The organism is Bacillus sp. MYb78, from assembly GCF_002975115.1.
In the GTDB taxonomy this organism is placed as follows: domain Bacteria; phylum Bacillota; class Bacilli; order Bacillales; family Bacillaceae_G; genus Bacillus_A; species Bacillus_A cereus.
In genome coordinates this window covers 34,330-53,916 of record NZ_PCOB01000010.1, presented here as the reverse complement: position 1 = coordinate 53,916, position 19,587 = coordinate 34,330, and the positions used below count along the sequence as shown (strand labels likewise).

Below are 19,587 nucleotides of genomic sequence, written 5' to 3'. Positions count from 1 at the left end.
AACTAAGGTGTCCACCTCCTGTATACTATAATGTTTTCTTATTTGTTTGTTAGAAAACATAGCCCGATACAAAAATTAAAGAGGTCGGATTTCACTTATTCTATAATAATAGAGCAAGTGTCTGTATTAAAGCTGTCGTTTGACCTGATAAAGATTTCGATATTTTTTCACGTTGTGAATCAGTCAATTCATCTAAAAGCGGTTTTAACTCAGTAAGCTCCACTTCTAATCGATGAATATGGTCTGTCACTTCATTCACTTGTTTCGAAACGTGTTCATTGATACCGAGCAGCTTCTTCTTCTCCTCGATTTTCTCTTTAATCTCACAAAGCGGCATATGCATTTCTTTGCACTTCTCAATAAATTGTAATGTCTCAAATGCTGTTTCGTCGTAATAGCGATAATTAGATTGAGATCGCTCCGCTTTTAAGATACCTAGATTCGTATAATAATCAATCGTTCGTTTCGACACGTGAGCCATGAGAGCCAACTGTCCGATTCGATACACCTTCCCAACGATCTTCCCCCCTTGTTTATATTACTTACATCATACAACACATAAACTGTACAGTCAAACGTGACGGTTTATTATTCACAATTTATACAAAATTTCAATCTCATCCTATGATTATTCAATACGAGTAATCTACACTTATGCAATAAAATCACTAAACTATTACCTAATCACTACATTGTCTGCCCTTTTTAACCTTTCTTATTTAAAAGCATATCCTACTAATAACGATTGCTTGTATAGGAGGGAATTAACATGAAAAAGACAATCATTTCTCATTTTTATAATGAAGAATACCTACTTCCATGGTGGCTTATGCATCACACGAAAATATTCGATCACGGCATTTTAATTAATAGAGGGTCTACAGATCGTTCCGTAGAGATTTGTAAACTATTAGCACCCCACTGGGAAGTACGAAATTCAAGATTTCTTGAGTTTGATCCAACTAATACTGATATTGAAGTGATGGAAATTGAAAGAGAAGTTTCAGGTTGGAAAATCGTTTTAAATACTACTGAATTCTTTTGTTGTAATAATACTGAAGAATTTTTTTCATCTCTTCATACACTAGGCCAAAACATGTATGCGATTAGAATGATTTTAATGATAGATAATCATAATTATAATTATTCAAAGCCTAGATATTCTATCCCCTTAGTAGAACAGCGATACCACGGTGTCTTCCCTTATAACCCAAATCTCGGATGTGCTTGGAGATTTATTCACAATCATCTAGACGGTGCATATTTACCTGGTAGACATCATTCGCGGCACGGATATATAATTTATGACTATCCTTCATTTATTTTAAAATTCTATTTTAGCCCTTGGAATGAACAATCAAAAGCAAGAAAATTACAAATTACACCTACCCTTTCAAAAAGGGGTATTCAAATGGGGCTTCAAACACATTACGGTCAATCTCCTGAAGTACTGGACATACGTTTTTTAGAGCTTAGTAACCTAACACAAGACCTCCGTCATAACCCTGAATATCAAGAATTATTCCCAAAATTCAAACCGTAATATTTTCTGCATCGTCATCACCTCAAACATTTTCATTCGCTTAATCAAAAACAATCTCATTTGCATAAAACATGAATACTGTATAAATAATAAATTTTTATTTTAGGAGGAAAAAATGAAAGCTGTTATTCTTGCTGGTGGGTACGGTACAAGAATTGGGGAAGAAACACATTTAAAACCGAAACCTATGATTGAAATTGGAACAAAGCCCATTCTATGGCACATTATGAGTTTGTATAGTCATTACGGGATTACTGAGTTTATTATTTGCTTAGGCTATAAAGGATATGCAATTAAAGAGTTCTTTCTAAATTACAACTTACACATGTCTGATTTCACAATACAGTTAAACGATAATACAATTACTAGCCATTCTCATCGTGTAGAACCATGGAAAGTTACACTAATCGATACTGGTGTAAATACCGAAACGGGTGGCCGAGTGAAAAAGATTCAAAATTATGTCGGAGACGAACCTTTCTGCCTCACTTATGGTGATGGATTAAGTAATGTAAATATAAAAGAACTTATTACATTCCATAAAAAACATGGGAAAATGGCTACTGTTACTGCCGTACAACCTCCTGGTAGATTTGGTTCTCTCATATTAGATAAACAGTCTGTAACATCTTTTCAAGAAAAACCATTAGGTGATGGCGGATGGGTTAACGGTGGATTTTTCGTTTTAAATCCTGAAGTTTTCAATTACATTAGTGGAGATAAGTCTGTTTTTGAAACAGACACTTTAGTTCAGTTAGTAAACAAAAATGAATTGGCCGCATATCAACATTCTGGTTTTTGGCATCCGATGGATACATTGCGCGATAAAAATAAATTAGTCGAGCTATGGGAAAGTAATAACGCTCCATGGAAGGTTTGGTAATATGGCTTCATCATCTTTTTGGAATAAGAAAAAAGTATTTATTACGGGACATACTGGATTTAAAGGCTCATGGCTCACCCTTTTCTTAACTTCTTTAGGTGCAGAAGTAGTAGGCTTTTCTTCTCATCCCCCATCCATTCCTAACCTTTTTGAACAAGGTAACGTAGCAAAAGAGTGCACGACAATGAAAGGCGATATTACAGATTACCATTCTTTATTTCATGCCATGAAGCAGCATAAACCCGACATAATATTTCATTTAGCAGCTCAGCCAATCGTAACCGCTTCATACAAAAATCCTATCGATACATTCAAAACGAATGTTTTAGGTACTGTCCACGTGCTAGAAGCAGCAAAGTCCTTCGAAAGCGTACGTGCCATTATTAATGTGACAAGCGATAAATGTTATGAGAATGACGGTAGTGGCGACCGAGCGTTCGTGGAAAATGACCGACTAGGAGGTTTCGACCCTTATAGCGCTAGTAAAGCTTGTGCTGAATTAGTTACAACATCTTATCACCAATCTTTTTTTCACACGAATACTACTTCGCTTGCTTCTGTAAGAGCAGGTAACGTTATTGGTGGTGGTGATTGGGCAGAAGATCGATTATTCCCTGATATCATTCGGGCATATTTGCACAATCATACTTTGTGTATTCGAAACAAATATGCCATCCGTCCGTGGCAACATGTTTTAGATCCTCTACATGGCTATATCCTTTTAGCTGAAAAACTTTGGAATGATGCTAAATATGCAGAAGCATGGAATTTCGGACCGATTAATGAATCTAGCAGAACCGTAAATGATGTCATTCAATCCGTAATGAAATTATGGAATAAACGACTCACAATCCATTCTCCCTCTACGAAAACTCCTTATGAATCACCAATTTTAACACTCAACAGTACAAAAGCAGTAAACAAACTCGACTGGACTCCTAAGTTATCAACAGATGATTCTATCGCTTGGACTGTTGATTGGTATAAAAAATATGCATCCGGTGAAAATATAGAATCTTTCACGCGACAACAAATCGATGCATTCAAAAATTTATAAGGGGGCTATAAAATGGAACAGAAAAAATGCCGTTTTTGCCACTCATTACTAACCAACACTTTTTTAAATTTAGGCATTTCCCCTCTTGCTAATTCATTTGTAGCTCCTGAAAGCTCATATAAAATGGAACCTTTTTATCCGCTGCACACATTTGTTTGTAACTCTTGTTTACTCGTACAGCTAGATGAATTTGAATCCCCACAAAATATTTTTCATAACTATTTATACTTCAGCTCTTACTCCTCAAGTTGGCTACTACACGCTAAACAATATGTAGAAATGGCGATTAAGCGTTTCAACTTAACGAAACATTCAAAAGTGATTGAAATCGCAAGTAACGATGGGTACTTATTACAATACTTTCAAAAAGAAAATATCGAGACGTTGGGAATTGAACCAGCAAAAAACGTAGCAGACATCGCTATCAAAAAAGGAATTCCTACTCATGTGAATTTTTTCAGTAATGACTTAGCAAAAAAATTACCACAAGCTGATTTAATCGTCGCAAATAACGTATTAGCACACGTTCCAAACTTGCATGATTTTGTTGCCGGTTTAAAAACGTTATTAAAACAAGATGGCACGATAACAATTGAATTCCCACACTTATTAAACCTCATATCCTTTAAACAGTTCGATACTATCTACCATGAGCACTTTTCCTACTTCTCACTTATAAGCCTTCAAAAAGTTTTAAGTTATCATCATTTACAAATTGTTGATGTAGAAGAACTTTCAACGCATGGTGGTTCCTTACGGATTTTTGTAAACCATCTAAGTGCCCAATCAACTATCCATTCCAATGTTACAAAATTAATTCAAAAAGAAGTCGACCACGGGTTAGATACTTTAGATTGCTATCTCCGTTTTTCTAAACGCATCGAACAATTGAAAATAAATATTTTAAAGTTTTTTATTGAAGCGAAAGCTTTAAACAAACAAATTATCGGTTACGGTGCTCCAGCTAAAGGAAACACCCTTTTGAATTATTGCGGGATAGGTAAAGAATTTCTAGCTTATACAGTAGATAAAAATCCTCACAAACAAAATCTCCTTTTACCAGGAACTCGTATTCCAATAAAATCTCCAGCAGAAATTAAACGTACAAAACCGGATTACATTTTCATACTTCCTTGGAATTTGAAAGACGAAATTATGAAAGAATGCTCTTTCATTCGTGAATGGGGCGGTAAATTTTTAGTGACGGTTCCAGAAGTTGAGGTGATCGAGCCATGAAGAAGGTTGTTGTAACAGGTGGTAGTGGCTGGATAGGTAAATATGTTGTACATTCACTTATACAAAAGGGATATGAAGTGCACGCCACGTATAATAAAAATAAATCCTCTCACCTCCCTTGCCATTGGCATAAAGTAAACTTGCTTCGCGATGACGTAGTAAAACAATTCATTTCCGACGTTCAGCCTAGCCATCTCATTCACCTTGCTTGGGAAGCAGTGCCACCAGCATGCTATGTATCTATTAATAATTACTATTGGCTAAAGTCTAGTATTTCATTGATTCAATACTTCACAACATACGGCGGAAAGCGTGTTGTCGTTGCAGGTACTGGCGCAGAATATGAATGGTTTAACGGCGTATTATTTGAAGATTCGCCGCTTCTTTCTTATAAAACCCCGTATTCATTATGTAAAAACACACTGCACTCCTGGTTAGAAACGTATGCACAACAAACAGGCCTCAGCATGTGTTGGAGCCGCATTTTTCATATGTATGGACCTTACGAACAAGGTAATCGGCTCGTTTCTAACATTATCACTTCCTTATTAAAAAATGAGGAAGCACTATGTACACATGGAAAACAATCGAGAGATTTCCTCCATGTGAGTGACGTCGCTGACGCTCTCGTAACAATATTAGAACATGGCGTTACAGGCACCATCAATATCGCTTCAGGTCAATCTGTACAAATTAAAGAACTAGCTTCTATCATCGCTAAAAAAATAGGAAAAGAACATTTAATTAAACTAGACGCGATTCCTTTCTCTAAGGATGAACCTTTATTTGTCGGCGTTAGTGTAGAACGTTTAAAAACTGAAGTAAACTGGAAACCAACATACGATTTAAATACAGGAATAGAAGAAACAATTTTATGGTGGAAATCATTTATACAAAAACATAACGATATGCATCACTAAAACGTAAATCCTTTGTTCCTCTCGCTAATTCCTTATACCATTCTTCTAATCTTTCCGGCGTAATAATATGGTGCGTCCCCATTCCCCCATGCTTACTAGCTTCAGAAAGAGTCGGACCAATTTGTAACTTTCTCTTTCTCATCACATCGTTCCACGGACTAAATCCAAACCATAATATACAAGCAAGGGGCGGATAAATCATAGATTCATGCGCGGATAGATGTCTTCCAACCGTATAACTTCCATGTTCATGATTATGAATAAATCTACCTCTTCTCCATGACGGCCAATCTTCTGGTAAATAACCATGAAATCGCTGTTTCATTAAAGGTATTCCAAAGTTAAGGTCCGGATAGTTGTAGTTAGGATCATCAACCATAATAAGCCCGTCCAGCCAATACATCCTCCCTCCCAATTCATTTAGTGATTTCCAAAACTGATTTTTATCTTGCATGCAAAGAAACTCAGTCGTATTTAAAACCATTTTCCATCCTTGTACTTCTTGTTCTATCCTCATCACTTCATGATCTGTCGCATATGCATCAAACTTTGGATTTACAGAATCTCGCACTTCCCAATGCGGTGCGAATTTTTTACAAATCTCAACGGAACGATCTGTTGAACCTTTATTAATTAAAATACCATGATCAAACAGTTTCGTGTGATGCATAAGCCACCATGGTAGTAAATACTCTTCGTTATAAAAATGAGAAATAACGGTTCTAGTTATTACAATCTCCTCCTCTTTCTCTATTAATCTACTTTTTACTCTACAACCAATATACTCACAAACAAAAAATATGTGTCCTAATTATTAAACAAATAGTATTACTAATATTTTTGTAAGTTTTCCTTTGGTGTCCAGCCCTTCTCATCATCTGTTTCTTCTCACCAAACCCATCCTTTCCAGTTATACTTCTCTTCGTGATAAAACATCCAGTTTTCCCAGTCTTCTGGACCAACGTAACTCTCTATCATTTTCACTACACCCCTCTCTTCTAAGCGAATTGGATTAGGATAATTGCTAACATGTGATTTTATAACGATATATTTCATAAGAACCTCCAATAAACTGAAAATTAAGTTATAATATCATTATAAAATTATGAAGGAGGAATGCACTCATGTACTACAACACTTCATTCGAAAACGATCAACCTGTAGGCCGTCTATAAACTAAGACGGGCATTCATTTAGCACATACACTATGCCTCGTCTTAGGGAGCTCATATTACCCTAAAAATAGACGGAGGTATTTCAAATGAAACAAACAATTTTAGGAGCTATATACTTATCACTAGCAGCAAGTATATGGGGCGGTATGTATGTTGTTAGCAAATACGTACTCGATTTTATCCCACCACTAACACTCGTTTGGCTACGCTTTATTATCGCTTTTGTTGTTTTATATGGCATTTTGAAACTAGCTGAGAAAAAGCAAAAGAAAAAAGTAACCATTCGCAAAAAAGATTGGCTCCTATTCGCTTGGATTGGATTTATCGGCTATTTCATTTCGATCACATGCCAATTTATCGGAACAAAATTATCCGACGCTCATACAGGCTCGTTAGTTACATCAGCTACACCTGCATTTATGGTTATATTTGCAGCGCTCATTTTGAAAGAAAAACTAACTGCTCGTAGACTTTTATCTACTATAATAGCGACAATCGGTGTCATTATCGTAATCGGATGGGATATTGAAATTGGCTCCTATTTTATCGGAACAATCATTTTAGTTGGAGCCGCTATTACGTGGGCTTTACTATCTATTTATGTAAAAATCGCTTCAATCCAATTTTCATCCTTAGTTATTACAACGTACGCAATTTTCTTTTCACTCTTTTTTATTACACCTTTTATGATATGGGAGCTACAAGCGGCCTCTATCGGAACAGTAAATACGTACGTAATATTAGGCGTATTATACTTAGGAATCGTCTCAACAGCAGGTGCCTTTTTCCTTTGGAATAAAGGATTAGAATTACTGGATGCAAGCATAGGTTCCTTATTTTTCTTCTTCCAACCTATCGTTGGATCGTTACTTGGTTGGTTGCTCTTAAATGAAACATTAAATAGTAACTTTTTTATTGGTGGTATTCTTATTATATGTAGCGTTTTAATTACTACTTTTGAAAAGAAATAAAAAGCAGGCAGAGATTCTTAGTCTCTGCCTGTTCGCATTATTGGATCTTGGTCGTGAAAACCAATACAAATCGGTATATTATTTTGCACTTCACTACGTACACTTATAAAACTACACAGCGTTTTAGCAATTAAATATAAAGTGATACCGATTGCTTTTTCACTTGTGTCAAAGCCATTTTCATTATACATATCCGCTAATTCTACAGACTCCGGTCCCTCAACATCATATGTCCATTCAGAAGCCCAATCATCATCCTCTTCTTCAAGTGGAGCATACTCCTCACAAATATAAAACTGACTAGTCCACTCGTTATCAAGGTCATACTCAAAATAAATCGCTTTTGCTTCTTCATTAGTAGCCATTTCTACAGCTGCATCCAAACCTACTCGAATACTTACCTTATATGACTCTACATCAATTACTTTAATTCGTTCTGCATATTCTGTAGACGCCAACATGCAACAAATATCATAATACTTCGCTTCTATTTGCTCTACTGCTAACGAAAAGACATCCTCTTGCATCTCTTCTAAATACTGAAATATATCCACACTAAATACTCCTCACTCTTTACGCACTCCAATGCGATGGACGAGACAATAATTTCGGTAATTTCGTATGTTTGTCCCCTCTAGCAGCATTAACTTGAACTTGCGTCAGAAAAATACTATTAGTAAAATCAGCCCCGCGAATATCTGCATCTCGCAAATCTGCTCCAATGAGATCTGCTCCTCTTAAATCTGCACCATTTAAGTTAGCCGCAATTAAGTAAGCTCCTCTTAAATTTGCACCTTGTAAATTTTTCTTTTTCAGATTCGCTCCCATAAGGTCTGCTCCGCGGTGAATGATTCGTTTCTTACGCGCAGTATTCATTTCCTTCCATACTAATTCGCTCGTTTCTAAAAGAAGAATGTTCACCTCTGCCCTATGCATTGGAACATTTATTTTCATTAACTCATCTGGATTTAAATTCGAAAGTCGCTCTGTCTCCTCAATTGCGGTCTCCAGCTCTTTATGAATTGGCTGTGTTGCCTTTAAAAGAATCGCTTCATTCAAATACCAAAGCATTTCATGAAGTTGATGCATAACCGGAAAAGCATCGTACATTTTTCTTGCATGCTTTGCATCTTTCCTCCAATCAATCCCTTTAAACGTACCCTGAGAAATCTTCTGCCCAGCACCGAAACATTCAAATACTGTACAACCTTTATAACCTTTTCCTCTAAGATTTTTATGTATACTACATTTAAAATCTGATTGTAAGTTGGAACATGGTTTACCACCATCTTTATTCACTGCAAAATCTACCGATGCTGCAAACGGTAATGCAACGCAACATAGACCGAAGCATGTTTCGCAGTTTGCTTTTAAATGATCGTTATGATTAGTCAAAATCTATACCCCCTGTTGTCTTTTGACTATTTCATAATATTCCAACTGTAATAAATAATCAATTTTAAAATAAACTAGCATCTTTCATTTCAATTCATAACTTTATCATTCGATTTCCTTTCAATTGAAAAGGACTATTTCTATTCAATGAATTATAATTAAATTATAAATTTTCAAACTAAAAGGAGACTTATTATGGCACTAGAAATGAAAACAAACTGTCAAATTTGCGATCAATCGCTCGAACAAGATTCTGAAGCATACATTTGTGTATATGAATGTACATTTTGCGCACCATGTACAGAAGAAAGACATAACGTTTGTCCAAACTGCGGCGGCGAATTAGTACGTAGACCGAAAAAGAAATAATAAAAAGCAAAGCGATATCGCTTTGCTTTTTATTATTTTCTAAGTTTATGAAATTATATCGAACACAACTTAAACATTTACAAACTTCACACAAACAGGCTCTGGCACAGCAACATCAGATTGTAAAAGTGTTAACTTACCTGTAGATTCATCTCTTGAAAATAACACAAGATTATGTGACTTTTCATTTGTAGCAACAAGGAACTTTTCAGTAGGATCTAATACAAAGTCTCTTGGCCAATTTCCTTCTGTAGATGTGTGTTCAACAAATGTAAGCTGACCTGAATTTTGATCTACGCTATAAACAGCGATACTATTATGACCACGATTACCTGCATATACAAAACGGCCGTCAGAAGAAATATGAATCGCACTTCCTTGATTATTTTCATCAAACTCTTCTGGAACAGTAGAAATATACTGTAATTCTGTAAAGGATCCTTCTGCAGGATTATATGTTAACACAATAACCTCTGAACTAAGCTCCGTCATCACATACGCATACTTTCCATTCGGATGAAAAGTAATATGTCTTGGACCACTTCCTGGATTTACAGATAAACGATTCACTTCTGTTAATGTACTATCTTTTACTTCATACGTAATTATTTTATCTATCCCTAAATCAACGCCCACTACATATTTTTCATCAGGAGTGTACCCCGCGTAATGTGCATGTGGTTTTTCTTGTCTTTCTTTATTCGGACCTGAACCTTCATGTGCCATAATAGATGAAGCAGGATTTACAGTTCCATTTTCTTCATTTATTTCAAAAGACTCAATCGTTCCTTTATGGTAATTCGCTGTAACTACTGTATGATTTCCACTATCAACACTAATATGACAAGGAGAAGCACCTTCTACTACTTGTCTATTTTTCGCTTTTAGTTCTCCAGTATGACTATCAATGGAATACGCAGCTACACCGCCAGATTCGCCTTCCTTAACAACAGAATAGAGATATTCATTCTTTCGGTTAATCGTTACATATGTAGGGTTATCAAGCTTAGCGGCAAGTGTTACATTACTAATTTTTTTTGCTTCTGTGTCTAAAGTAAACTTATATATTCCTTCGCTATTTTCTTTCGTGTAAGTTCCAACATATCCAATAAACTCTTTGTTATCCTTCATTTTCATAACCCTCTCTCCCTATATTTTTCGTTCATCATGCTTCTTAAAATATTTTATGTTGAAAGAGTATCCTAAAAAATCGGAGTACCTCTTTATACGTTACCATATTTTCTTGGTAAATAGCTTTTAAACCCACTTTTTTTGATACGCTGCTATACTTTCATATTCTTCTTCCAATTGACGGGACAGACGGATATAGATTGGCGTTAAATCTTTATATTTTTCCACACTTTCCATGTTTGGCTCATGATGGAAATCTGCACCTACCATTTCAGAAACTACAGATAATGTATCTATTTCACCTAAACTATATAAACCGAGGATGGCAGCTCCTAAGCAAGAGCTTTCGAAACTTTCCGGAACATATACGTCTTGATGGAAGATGTCCGCCATCATCTGTCTCCAAAGTTCCGACCTTGCAAAGCCGCCTGTCGCTTGAATTTTTTTCGGTTCGCCAATTAACTCTTTTAAAGCGAGAAGAACCGTATATAAATTATAAATTACTCCTTCTAAAACAGCACGGATAAGATGTTCTTTCTTATGATGCAATCCGAGTCCAAAGAAAGATCCTCGTGCATTTGCATTCCATAAAGGAGCTCTTTCCCCTGCTAAATACGGGTGAAACAATAAACCGTCAGATCCAGGATTCACTTTTGCTGCTATTTCAGTAAGTACTTCATATGGATCTTTCCCTAAACGCTTTGCAAGCTCAATCTCTGAAGTACCCAATTGGTCACGAGCCCATCTGAAAATCATACCGCCATTATTAACTGGTCCACCGATTACCCAATGGTCTTCAGTTAACGCATAACAAAAAATTCTACCTTTTGGATCTGTTACAGGACGATTTGTTACAGCACGTATCGCACCGCTTGTACCAATTGTAACAGCCACAACGCCAGGATCTATTGCATTTACACCTAAATTAGATAGTACTCCATCACTCGCTCCTACTACAAAAGGCGTAGAAACAAGTACATTCATCTCTTTGGCAAGCTCTTCATCTAATCCTGTTAAACTGTGCGTTGTTGGAACAAGTTTAGAAAGCTTTTCATCTGTAATTCCCGCAACATGTAAAGCCTCTTCATCCCATTTTAAAGATTTCAAATTAAACATCCCTGTTGCTGACGCTATAGAATAATCAATTACATACTCTTTATATAACTTGTAAAAAACATATTCTTTAATAGAAATGAATTTATAACTTTTTGCGAATAACTCTGCCTGCTCATTCTGTAGCCAAACTAATTTCGAAAGTGGTGACATCGGATGAATTGGTGTCCCAGTACGAAGGTAAATTTCATGACCATTCATATCATTCTTTATTTTCTCCGCCCAGCTTGCACTTCTATTATCTGCCCAAGTGATACATCTCGTTAACGGCTCTCCCTTTTCATCTACGGCAATGATACTATGCATTGCCGAACTAAAAGAGACACAAAGAATATCACTTGGCTGTACACTACTTGATCGTACAGTTTCTTTAATCGTATTTATTACTGCACGAAAAATTTCTTCTGGGTCTTGTTCCGCTGTTTCAGGCGTAGGAGAATATAAAGGATATTCAATTCCATGACTAGCAATAACAGATCCATCAGTAGAAAATAGAACTGATTTTGTACTAGTTGTTCCAATGTCTACACCAATCATATATTTTGAGCTCACCATTTCTTCCTCCTAACAAAAAATTGTTACAGTATCCCACCATAAAAATACATTCCTTTTATCTATTGATAACGTTGTATGCCACAATTATCTAAATAGAAACATCTTTATCTTAAACAAACATATCGAGTAGTAAAACTCCTCCAAAAGCGATAAATGAAAGTAACGTTTCTAATACTGTCCATGTTTTAAATGTTTCTTTCACTGTTAACCCTAGGTATTCTTTTACCATCCAAAAACCAGCATCGTTTACGTGTGACAACATTAATGCTCCTGCACCTGTTGCAATAACGAGTAACTCTAAGTTCACACCTGTTGTATTTTCAACGATTGGCGAAACGATACCCGCTGCTGTTGTTAAAGCGACTGTCGCTGACCCTGTAGCAATTCGAATTAATCCTGCTACTATAAATGCTAATACAATTGGGGATAGAGCTAAATGCTCAGACATTTGAGCAATAGCATTGCCTACACCACTATCGATAAGAATTTGCTTAAATCCCCCGCCGGCACCAATAATCGCAACAATTGAACCGATTGGTAATAAGCTATCTTCTGTTATCTTCTTAATAGCTTTTTTATCGATACCTTGACGAAATCCAAGAAAATAGAACGCCGCAAAACATGCAATCAATAGTGCAATGATAGGACTACCGATTAATGTGACAATCTTCATCAAAGTATTAGAAAGAGGCACATAAGGAGCTGCTGCAGCTAAAACCATTAACATAACAGGTAACAAAATAACTAAAAATGAAACTCCTATTCCTGGTAATTTCGTTGATTTTGTATTTACACGAATCAATTCTGGCTCATTTTCAGGAATTACACGTTTGTGAATCCATTTCGCAAATATAGGACCTGCAATAATCGCTGCAAAAAATGTAATAATGAGTGAATACAATAGTACCTTCCCAAGATTCGCTTTATAAATACCAATTGCTACAATTGCCCCTGGATGCGGAGGAACAAGGCCGTGTACGACAGATAGCCCAGCAATTGCTGGTAATGCTATCAATAAAATATTTTGTTTCGTTGTTTTATGAATTGAAATTACTAACGGCAGTAATATTAAAATGCCTACTTCAAAAAACACCGGAATTCCAATAATAAAACCTGCAATTAACATAGCCCATGGTAAGTTTTTTATCCCAAAGGATTTAATAAAGAACTCTGCCACTTGCATTCCAGCACCTGACTCTGCCATCATTTTCCCTAAAATTGTACCTAATACTAAAATACCTACTAAATGCCCGAGAACACTTCCGACTCCCGTTTCATAAGCACTCACTATTTTATCCATTGGCATTCCAGACATAATTGCTAAAAACAAACTTGCAACCGTTAAACTAATAAACGCATGCCATCTCCACCACGATACCCCTAAAATAACAATTACAATTGATAATAATGTAATAATTAAAAGGTACATATTCATACTCAATCCCCCTTTATGTAAACCCTTTCATAATTACTATATAATTAAAAGAACCTATATAGTTCTTACTTGAGTAAAAGATACCTTTACATATTGCTATACGTTTAAAAGCATCTTCACATCATAATGATTTATATAAAAAGAATCTCCCTTATTAGAGATACACTATAACTCATCTCTCTAATAAGGGGATTTCTCTTTCATAATTATAATGTTATTGTGATAAACGCTTCGCGCGATCAATTTTTCCTTTTTTAAAAGTGAATGACACTTTCATCTCTGCTTTTTTCACGTAGTAAGACTACAAACTCGGGATCCAGTTTAAACGATGAAGTTACTTAGGATTTGTCCTCTCATGAAAAGCAATTTTCGGAAAGCACCTTCACTTTCATGTATTATAATTTAGGAGCTTTCGCCCAATCCGCAGCAAATTTCTCAATACCTTGGTCTGTTAATGGGTGCATAGCAAGTTGCTCGATTACTTTATAAGGGATTGTTGCAATGTGAGCACCTGCCATCGCTACACGAGTTACATGATCTGGATGTCTGACAGAAGCCGCAATAATTTGTGTATCTAATTGATGAACATCGAATAATTCAGCAATTTTAGCAACTAATAGTACACCATCTTCAGAAATATCATCTAAGCGTCCTAAAAATGGAGAAACATACGTTGCACCTGCTCGAGCAGCTAAAAGTGCTTGGTTCACAGTGAAAATAAGTGTAACGTTCGTTTTCACACCTTTTTCAGTAAGATAGCGACAAGCTTCTAATCCTGCTAGCGTCATTGGAAGTTTTATCGTGACGTTTTTATCGCCACCGTTAATTTTAATTAATTCTTCTGCTTGAGCAATCATTTCTTCAGCTGTAACAGCATCTGGCGTTACTTCTGCCGAAACAGACTCAACTTTAGGTACTGCCTGACAAATTTCTGCGATACGGTCTTCAAACTTAACGCCCTCTTTTGCTACTAAAGAAGGATTCGTTGTAACACCAGCTAAAACTCCAAGTTTATATGCTTTTTTTATGTCCTCAAGATTTGCAGTATCAATAAAAAATTTCATGATCAATTCCCTCCAGTTTTTAAACGTTGATGATTTACATGTTTAATATGCTTATCCCGTAAAAGCCCGATTGGTATGGAATAAAGCCCCTACTTATTAAAGTTTCACTTTATTTCTTTTCTACTGCATGTCCGCCAAATTCATTGCGCAGAGCTGCTACAACTTTTCCTGTAAATGTATCATTGTCTAATGAGCGGTAGCGCATTAATAGAGACATTGCGATAACAGGAGTTGCTGTTTGAAGGTCTAATGCTGTTTCTACTGTCCATTTTCCTTCACCAGAAGAATGCATAACACCCTTAATTTCATCCAGTTTTGCATCTTTAGAAAATGCATTTTCTGTTAATTCCATTAACCAAGAACGAATGACTGAACCGTTGTTCCATACTCTTGATACTTTTTCATAATCGTAGTCAAATTCACTTTTCTCTAGAATCTCAAATCCTTCACCAATAGCAGCCATCATACCGTATTCAATTCCGTTGTGAACCATTTTTAAGAAGTGACCACTACCAGCTTTTCCTGCATATAAGAATCCATTTTCTACAGCAGTATCGCGGAAGATAGGTTCAACGATGTCCCAAGCTTCTTGATCTCCTCCGATCATGTAACAAGCACCATTACGAGCGCCTTCCATTCCGCCAGAAGTCCCTGCATCCATAAAGTGAATGCCATCTTTCTTTAATTGCTCATATCGGCGGATAGACTCTTTATAATGTGAATTACCAGCTTCAATTAAAATATCTCCTTTTGATAAAAGTGGTGTAACCTCATCAATAACAGAATCAACAACAGCGTGTGGTACCATTACCCAAAGAATTCTTGGTGATTGTAATGACTGAACAAGTTCATTTAAGCTAGATACACCTGTAGCCCCGTATTCTTTCATTTCTTCTACTGCACTTGAATTTAAATCAAATGCTGCTACTTCATGTTTATGATCCATTAAATTTTTCCCTAAGTTTAATCCCATTTTACCTAAACCAATTAATCCTACTTGCATAATATAATTCCTCCTCAGATCATCTTTTATTAAAAATTCATATCACTACAATCTGGAATACCTTTCAGCACTAATAAGTTGGTATGTACAGAAAGGTATTCACAGTCATAGCTTAAGAATTCAATACATTTTTTGTAATTTGAACAACATTTTCTGTCGTAAATCCAAATAGATTCATGACTTCAGCTCCAGTTCCTGAAGCTCCAAATGTTTCAATCGATAATATTTTTCCTTCTTGTCCTACATAACGTTCCCAACCTAGAGATACACCCATTTCAAGAGATACTCGTTTCGTTATAGAAGACGGAAGAACGGATTCTTTATATTCGTTCGATTGGCGATCGAATAGCTCCCAGCTTGGCATTGCAACGATGCGAACAGAAACTTGTTCTTCTTCTAATTTTGCTTTCGCACTAGCAGCTAAGGATACTTCAGAACCTGTCGCAATTAAAATTACATCCGGATTTTCATTTGTTTGTGTTAATACGTAAGCTCCTTTAGAGAGATTCTCTATGTTCGCTTTCGTTTCATTAAACACCGGTAAATTTTGACGGCTCAGTACTAAAACGACTGGACCATCCGTTTGCTGTAAAGCATACGCCCAAGCACTCGCTGTTTCATTTGCATCTGATGGGCGGATAACTGTTAAACCAGGAATTGCCCGAAGAGCTGCCAATTGTTCAATTGGTTCATGCGTTGGACCATCTTCTCCTACAGCGATCGAATCATGTGTAAATACGTAAGTAACAGGTAACTTTTGCAATGCAGCAAGTCGAATTGATGGACGAAGATAATCATTAAATACAAAGAATGTACTTACGAACGGTTTTACTCCTCCATGAAGAGCCAGTCCATTCGCTGCCGCGCCCATTGCATGTTCACGTACACCAAAGTATATATTTCGGCCAGCATACGATTCTATCGCATACACTGCTTCACCTTTTATATCTGTCATCGTAGAATGCGAAAGATCTGCACTTCCACCGAAAATAGAAGGAATCGATTTCACATAATGATTAATAGCTTCCCCACTTGCAACACGAGTAGAAATCGTTTTTTCAATATCAAAGGATAGAATGTCTTTCGCTTCAATTAAAACATCACCTGTAATCGCTTTTTCTAATTCATCTGCTAGTGCAGGGTTCGACTCTCTGTATAAGTTGAACTGCTCATTCCATTCGTTCTCTTTTTCAGTACCTCTTTGTTTCAGTTCATTAAAATGAGCTTTTACTTCTTCAGGTACAAAGAAATCTTCCTCATAATCCCAACCATACACTTGTTTTGTCGCTGTTGCCTCTTCTACTCCAAGCGGATTACCATGTGCTTTGTTCGTTCCAGCAACTTTTGGACTTCCATAACCTATAATAGTTCTAATTTCTATAAGAGTAGGTTGATCCGTATTTTCTTTCGCTGATTGAATAGCTTTTGTAATAGCATCGACATCGTTTCCATCTTCAACTCTTACATATTGCCAATGTACAGATTCTGCCCTTTTCTGAATATCTTCAGAGAAAGCAATGCCTAATTCACCATCAAGTGAAATTTCATTTGAATCATACAGTACAATTAACTTGCCAAGTTTCATATGTCCTGCCATTGACATCGCTTCATAAGCGACACCCTCCATTAAGTCACCATCTCCGACTAAAGCGTACGTATTGTGATCTATAATAGAGTGACCATCCTTATTGAACTTCGCTGCTAAATGCGCTTCTGCCATTGCCATTCCGACAGCATTGGCAATCCCTTGTCCTAACGGGCCTGTCGTCGCTTCGACTCCAGAAGTATGACCAAACTCAGGATGTCCTGGTGTTTTACTATTTAACTTTCTGAAGTTTTTCAAGTCATCAATTGAAACATCATATCCAGCTAAATGAAGCAGGCTATATAACAGACTAGATCCATGTCCCGCCGATAAAACGAAACGATCACGGTTAAACCATTCTGGGTGATTAGGATTGTAATTTAAATGATTCGCCCATAATGCATAAGCCATTGGTGCTGCTCCCATCGGAAGACCTGGATGACCTGAGTTTGCCGCATTAATAGCATCAATTGATAACGTACGAAGTGTATTCACTGCTAATTGATTTATGTTTTGTGTCATAGTAATCGTCCCCCTAAATGCTTTCATGAAAGAAAGTACTTATTTTTCCGTCTCTTGATCTAACCACCATTTAAATCCACTTTCTTGCAACAGTTCATTAGACGCTTCTGGACCATATGAACCAGACTCATATTCATGAAGCGGTAATAAGTTTTCCTCGAACGCTTCAAGAATTGGTTGTACCCATTCCCATGACAATTCAACTTCTCTCCAATGTGCAAAGAATGTAGCGTCTCCACTCACAGCATCATGAATGAGTCTTTCATACGCTTCAGGTACTCCCACATCCGCTTGCTCACAAGTAAAGTTAATACGCATCGGTTCAATTTCTCCATTTTTCAATGGATTTTTACTATTTAACTGTAATGAAACGTTCTCACCTGGGCTAATTTCAATTATTAATAAGTTAGGTTCTGCATTTGGATTATTATCTTGATATTGCTGTTTTAACGTATTTTTAAATTCGATTACAATACGAGTAGACTTTTCTTTCATTCGTTTTCCTGTTCGTATATAAAATGGAACGCCAGTCCAAAACGGATTATCGATCCACAAGCGAGCAGCAATAAATGTGTCTATGTTAGAAGAAGGATTTACTCCTGGTTCCTCTTTATATGCTACAACTTGCCCGCCTTTTATCTCTCCTGAAGAGTATTGACCGCGAACGATATGGTTTTGAACGTCTTCTTTTTTCACTTTACGAAGCGTCTCCATTACTTTTCGTTTTTCCTCTCGAATTTCACACGCATTAACCTTTTCCGGCAGATTCATAGCAGTCATCATTAATATTTGTAACATATGATTTTGAACCATATCTCGAATGGCTCCTGCGTGATCATAATATCCAGCTCTTTCTTCAACCCCAACCGTTTCACTAGCTGTAATTTGTACATTCGCTATATGTTCTTTATTCCAAATCGACTGGAGAACAGGATTTGCAAATTCTAGCGCTTCAAGGTTTTGAATCATCGGTTTACCTAAATAATGATCGATACGGTATATCTCGTCTTCTTCAAACGTGCGACTAAGCTTATCATTCAGCTCACGAGCAGATGTAAGGTCGTGCCCAAACGGTTTCTCAATCATCAGGCGTTTCCATCCATCCGTTTTATCAAGTCCGCTTTCCTTAATATTTAAAGCAATCGTCTCGAAAAATTCAGGAGCAACTGAAAGATAGAACATTCTATTACCTTTTATATGTAGTTCTTCTTCCCTTTCACGAACGACTTGTAATAATCTCTCATAGTCTTCCGGCTTACTCACATCTAATGGACAATAGCGAAAATTATCTAAAAAACCTTCCAGTTCCGGAGTACCTTCTTCCCTCTGACGAGAAAACGTCTCTATTGATTCTTTTATTCTTTCTTGAAAATCTTCATGAGATACTTGACGTCTTCCAAGCCCGATAACAGATATCTGCTTTGGAAGCTTTTGATCTCTATATAAGTTATATAGCGCGGGGTAAATTTTGCGTTTCGCTAAGTCCCCTGTCGCTCCAAATAAAACAAAGGTCATTGATTCCAAGTTCAGTCCCCCTCTTGTTGTATAATCCTCGTCAATATACTAAAAATGAATTGTACAGAAGCTCATACTCTTATACTTCCTGTTTTTATAAAAAACAAAGAGTTAT

General features: G+C 36.5%; 19 protein-coding genes. 7 read left to right on the top strand and 12 right to left on the bottom strand.

Annotation, left to right across the window (positions count from 1 at the left end; all coding sequences use genetic code 11):
• Nucleotides 1–100: 100 nt before the first annotated feature.
• Nucleotides 101–508 carry a MerR family transcriptional regulator gene (locus CQ064_RS19060; protein WP_000285639.1) on the bottom strand — a complete coding sequence of 136 codons (408 nt, stop codon included), beginning with the start codon at nt 506–508 and terminating at the stop codon, nt 101–103.
• A 261-nt stretch (nt 509–769) separates the two neighbouring features.
• On the opposite strand from CQ064_RS19060, the gene CQ064_RS19055 reads away from it, so the two are divergent.
• From CQ064_RS19055 to CQ064_RS19035, 5 genes are all read left to right on the top strand, one after another.
• Nucleotides 770–1,543, top strand: coding sequence for a glycosyltransferase family 2 protein (locus tag CQ064_RS19055; protein WP_000750972.1), 774 nt, complete (start codon nt 770–772; stop codon nt 1,541–1,543).
• Between the two features lie 115 nt (nt 1,544–1,658).
• Complete coding sequence (rfbF, locus tag CQ064_RS19050) at nt 1,659–2,426, top strand: glucose-1-phosphate cytidylyltransferase (protein ID WP_000648807.1); 768 nt, start codon at nt 1,659–1,661, stop codon at nt 2,424–2,426.
• A gap of 1 nt (nt 2,427) precedes the next feature.
• Nucleotides 2,428–3,483 carry a CDP-glucose 4,6-dehydratase gene (rfbG, locus tag CQ064_RS19045; protein ID WP_000168684.1) on the top strand — a complete coding sequence of 352 codons (1,056 nt, stop codon included), beginning with the start codon at nt 2,428–2,430 and terminating at the stop codon, nt 3,481–3,483.
• 12 nt (nt 3,484–3,495) lie between these two features.
• Nucleotides 3,496–4,719, top strand: a complete 1,224-nt coding sequence (locus CQ064_RS19040; protein WP_000435785.1) for a class I SAM-dependent methyltransferase — start codon at nt 3,496–3,498, stop codon at nt 4,717–4,719.
• The gene (locus tag CQ064_RS19035) at nt 4,716–5,639 is read left to right on the top strand and encodes an NAD-dependent epimerase/dehydratase family protein (RefSeq protein ID WP_000758373.1); all 924 of its coding nucleotides are present in this window, start codon (nt 4,716–4,718) and stop codon (nt 5,637–5,639) included. Before CQ064_RS19040 ends, CQ064_RS19035 begins: the two co-directional genes overlap by 4 nt.
• Here the strand turns inward: CQ064_RS19035 and CQ064_RS19030 are convergent.
• Complete coding sequence (locus CQ064_RS19030) at nt 5,608–6,420, bottom strand: glycosyltransferase family 2 protein (RefSeq protein ID WP_078400293.1); 813 nt, start codon at nt 6,418–6,420, stop codon at nt 5,608–5,610. The genes CQ064_RS19035 and CQ064_RS19030 overlap by 32 nt on opposite strands.
• A gap of 107 nt (nt 6,421–6,527) precedes the next feature.
• Complete coding sequence (locus CQ064_RS33655; RefSeq protein ID WP_000875292.1) at nt 6,528–6,695, bottom strand: SH3 domain-containing protein; 168 nt, start codon at nt 6,693–6,695, stop codon at nt 6,528–6,530.
• 205 nt (nt 6,696–6,900) lie between these two features.
• Between CQ064_RS33655 and CQ064_RS19025 the strand changes: the two genes are divergently transcribed.
• Nucleotides 6,901–7,785, top strand: a complete 885-nt coding sequence (locus CQ064_RS19025; RefSeq protein WP_000814762.1) for a DMT family transporter — start codon at nt 6,901–6,903, stop codon at nt 7,783–7,785.
• Between the two features lie 17 nt (nt 7,786–7,802).
• Here CQ064_RS19025 and CQ064_RS19020 read toward each other — a convergent pair whose 3' ends face one another.
• Both CQ064_RS19020 and CQ064_RS19015 read right to left on the bottom strand, forming a co-directional pair.
• Entirely contained in the window at nt 7,803–8,339 is a 537-nt protein-coding gene (locus CQ064_RS19020; protein WP_000350943.1) for a hypothetical protein, read from the bottom strand.
• Nucleotides 8,340–8,358: 19 nt separating this feature from the next.
• On the bottom strand, nt 8,359–9,180 hold the full coding sequence (locus tag CQ064_RS19015; protein WP_000181453.1) for a pentapeptide repeat-containing protein: 822 nt from the start codon (nt 9,178–9,180) through the stop codon (nt 8,359–8,361).
• A gap of 195 nt (nt 9,181–9,375) precedes the next feature.
• Between CQ064_RS19015 and CQ064_RS19010 the strand changes: the two genes are divergently transcribed.
• Complete coding sequence (locus tag CQ064_RS19010) at nt 9,376–9,549, top strand: DUF1272 domain-containing protein (protein ID WP_001162788.1); 174 nt, start codon at nt 9,376–9,378, stop codon at nt 9,547–9,549.
• A gap of 69 nt (nt 9,550–9,618) precedes the next feature.
• Here the strand turns inward: CQ064_RS19010 and CQ064_RS19005 are convergent, their stop codons facing one another.
• The 7 genes from CQ064_RS19005 to zwf form a co-directional block, all read right to left on the bottom strand.
• Nucleotides 9,619–10,686, bottom strand: a complete 1,068-nt coding sequence (locus tag CQ064_RS19005; RefSeq protein WP_000782228.1) for a lactonase family protein — start codon at nt 10,684–10,686, stop codon at nt 9,619–9,621.
• A gap of 120 nt (nt 10,687–10,806) precedes the next feature.
• Nucleotides 10,807–12,348 (bottom strand): gluconokinase, encoded by a 1,542-nt coding sequence (gntK, locus tag CQ064_RS19000; protein WP_000254953.1) that lies wholly within the window; start codon nt 12,346–12,348, stop codon nt 10,807–10,809.
• A gap of 109 nt (nt 12,349–12,457) precedes the next feature.
• A complete protein-coding gene (gene gntP / locus CQ064_RS18995; RefSeq protein ID WP_001057600.1) occupies nt 12,458–13,783 on the bottom strand; it encodes a gluconate permease GntP in 1,326 nt (441 codons plus the stop codon).
• Between the two features lie 395 nt (nt 13,784–14,178).
• On the bottom strand, nt 14,179–14,847 hold the full coding sequence (gene fsa, locus CQ064_RS18990; RefSeq protein WP_000667692.1) for a fructose-6-phosphate aldolase: 669 nt from the start codon (nt 14,845–14,847) through the stop codon (nt 14,179–14,181).
• Between the two features lie 109 nt (nt 14,848–14,956).
• A complete protein-coding gene (gene gnd, locus CQ064_RS18985) occupies nt 14,957–15,850 on the bottom strand; it encodes a phosphogluconate dehydrogenase (NAD(+)-dependent, decarboxylating) (RefSeq protein ID WP_001195916.1) in 894 nt (297 codons plus the stop codon).
• A 112-nt stretch (nt 15,851–15,962) separates the two neighbouring features.
• Nucleotides 15,963–17,957 (bottom strand): transketolase, encoded by a 1,995-nt coding sequence (gene tkt / locus CQ064_RS18980; RefSeq protein WP_000193054.1) that lies wholly within the window; start codon nt 17,955–17,957, stop codon nt 15,963–15,965.
• 39 nt (nt 17,958–17,996) lie between these two features.
• Complete coding sequence (zwf, locus tag CQ064_RS18975) at nt 17,997–19,481, bottom strand: glucose-6-phosphate dehydrogenase (protein WP_000445356.1); 1,485 nt, start codon at nt 19,479–19,481, stop codon at nt 17,997–17,999.
• Between the last annotated feature and the right edge of the window lie 106 nt (nt 19,482–19,587).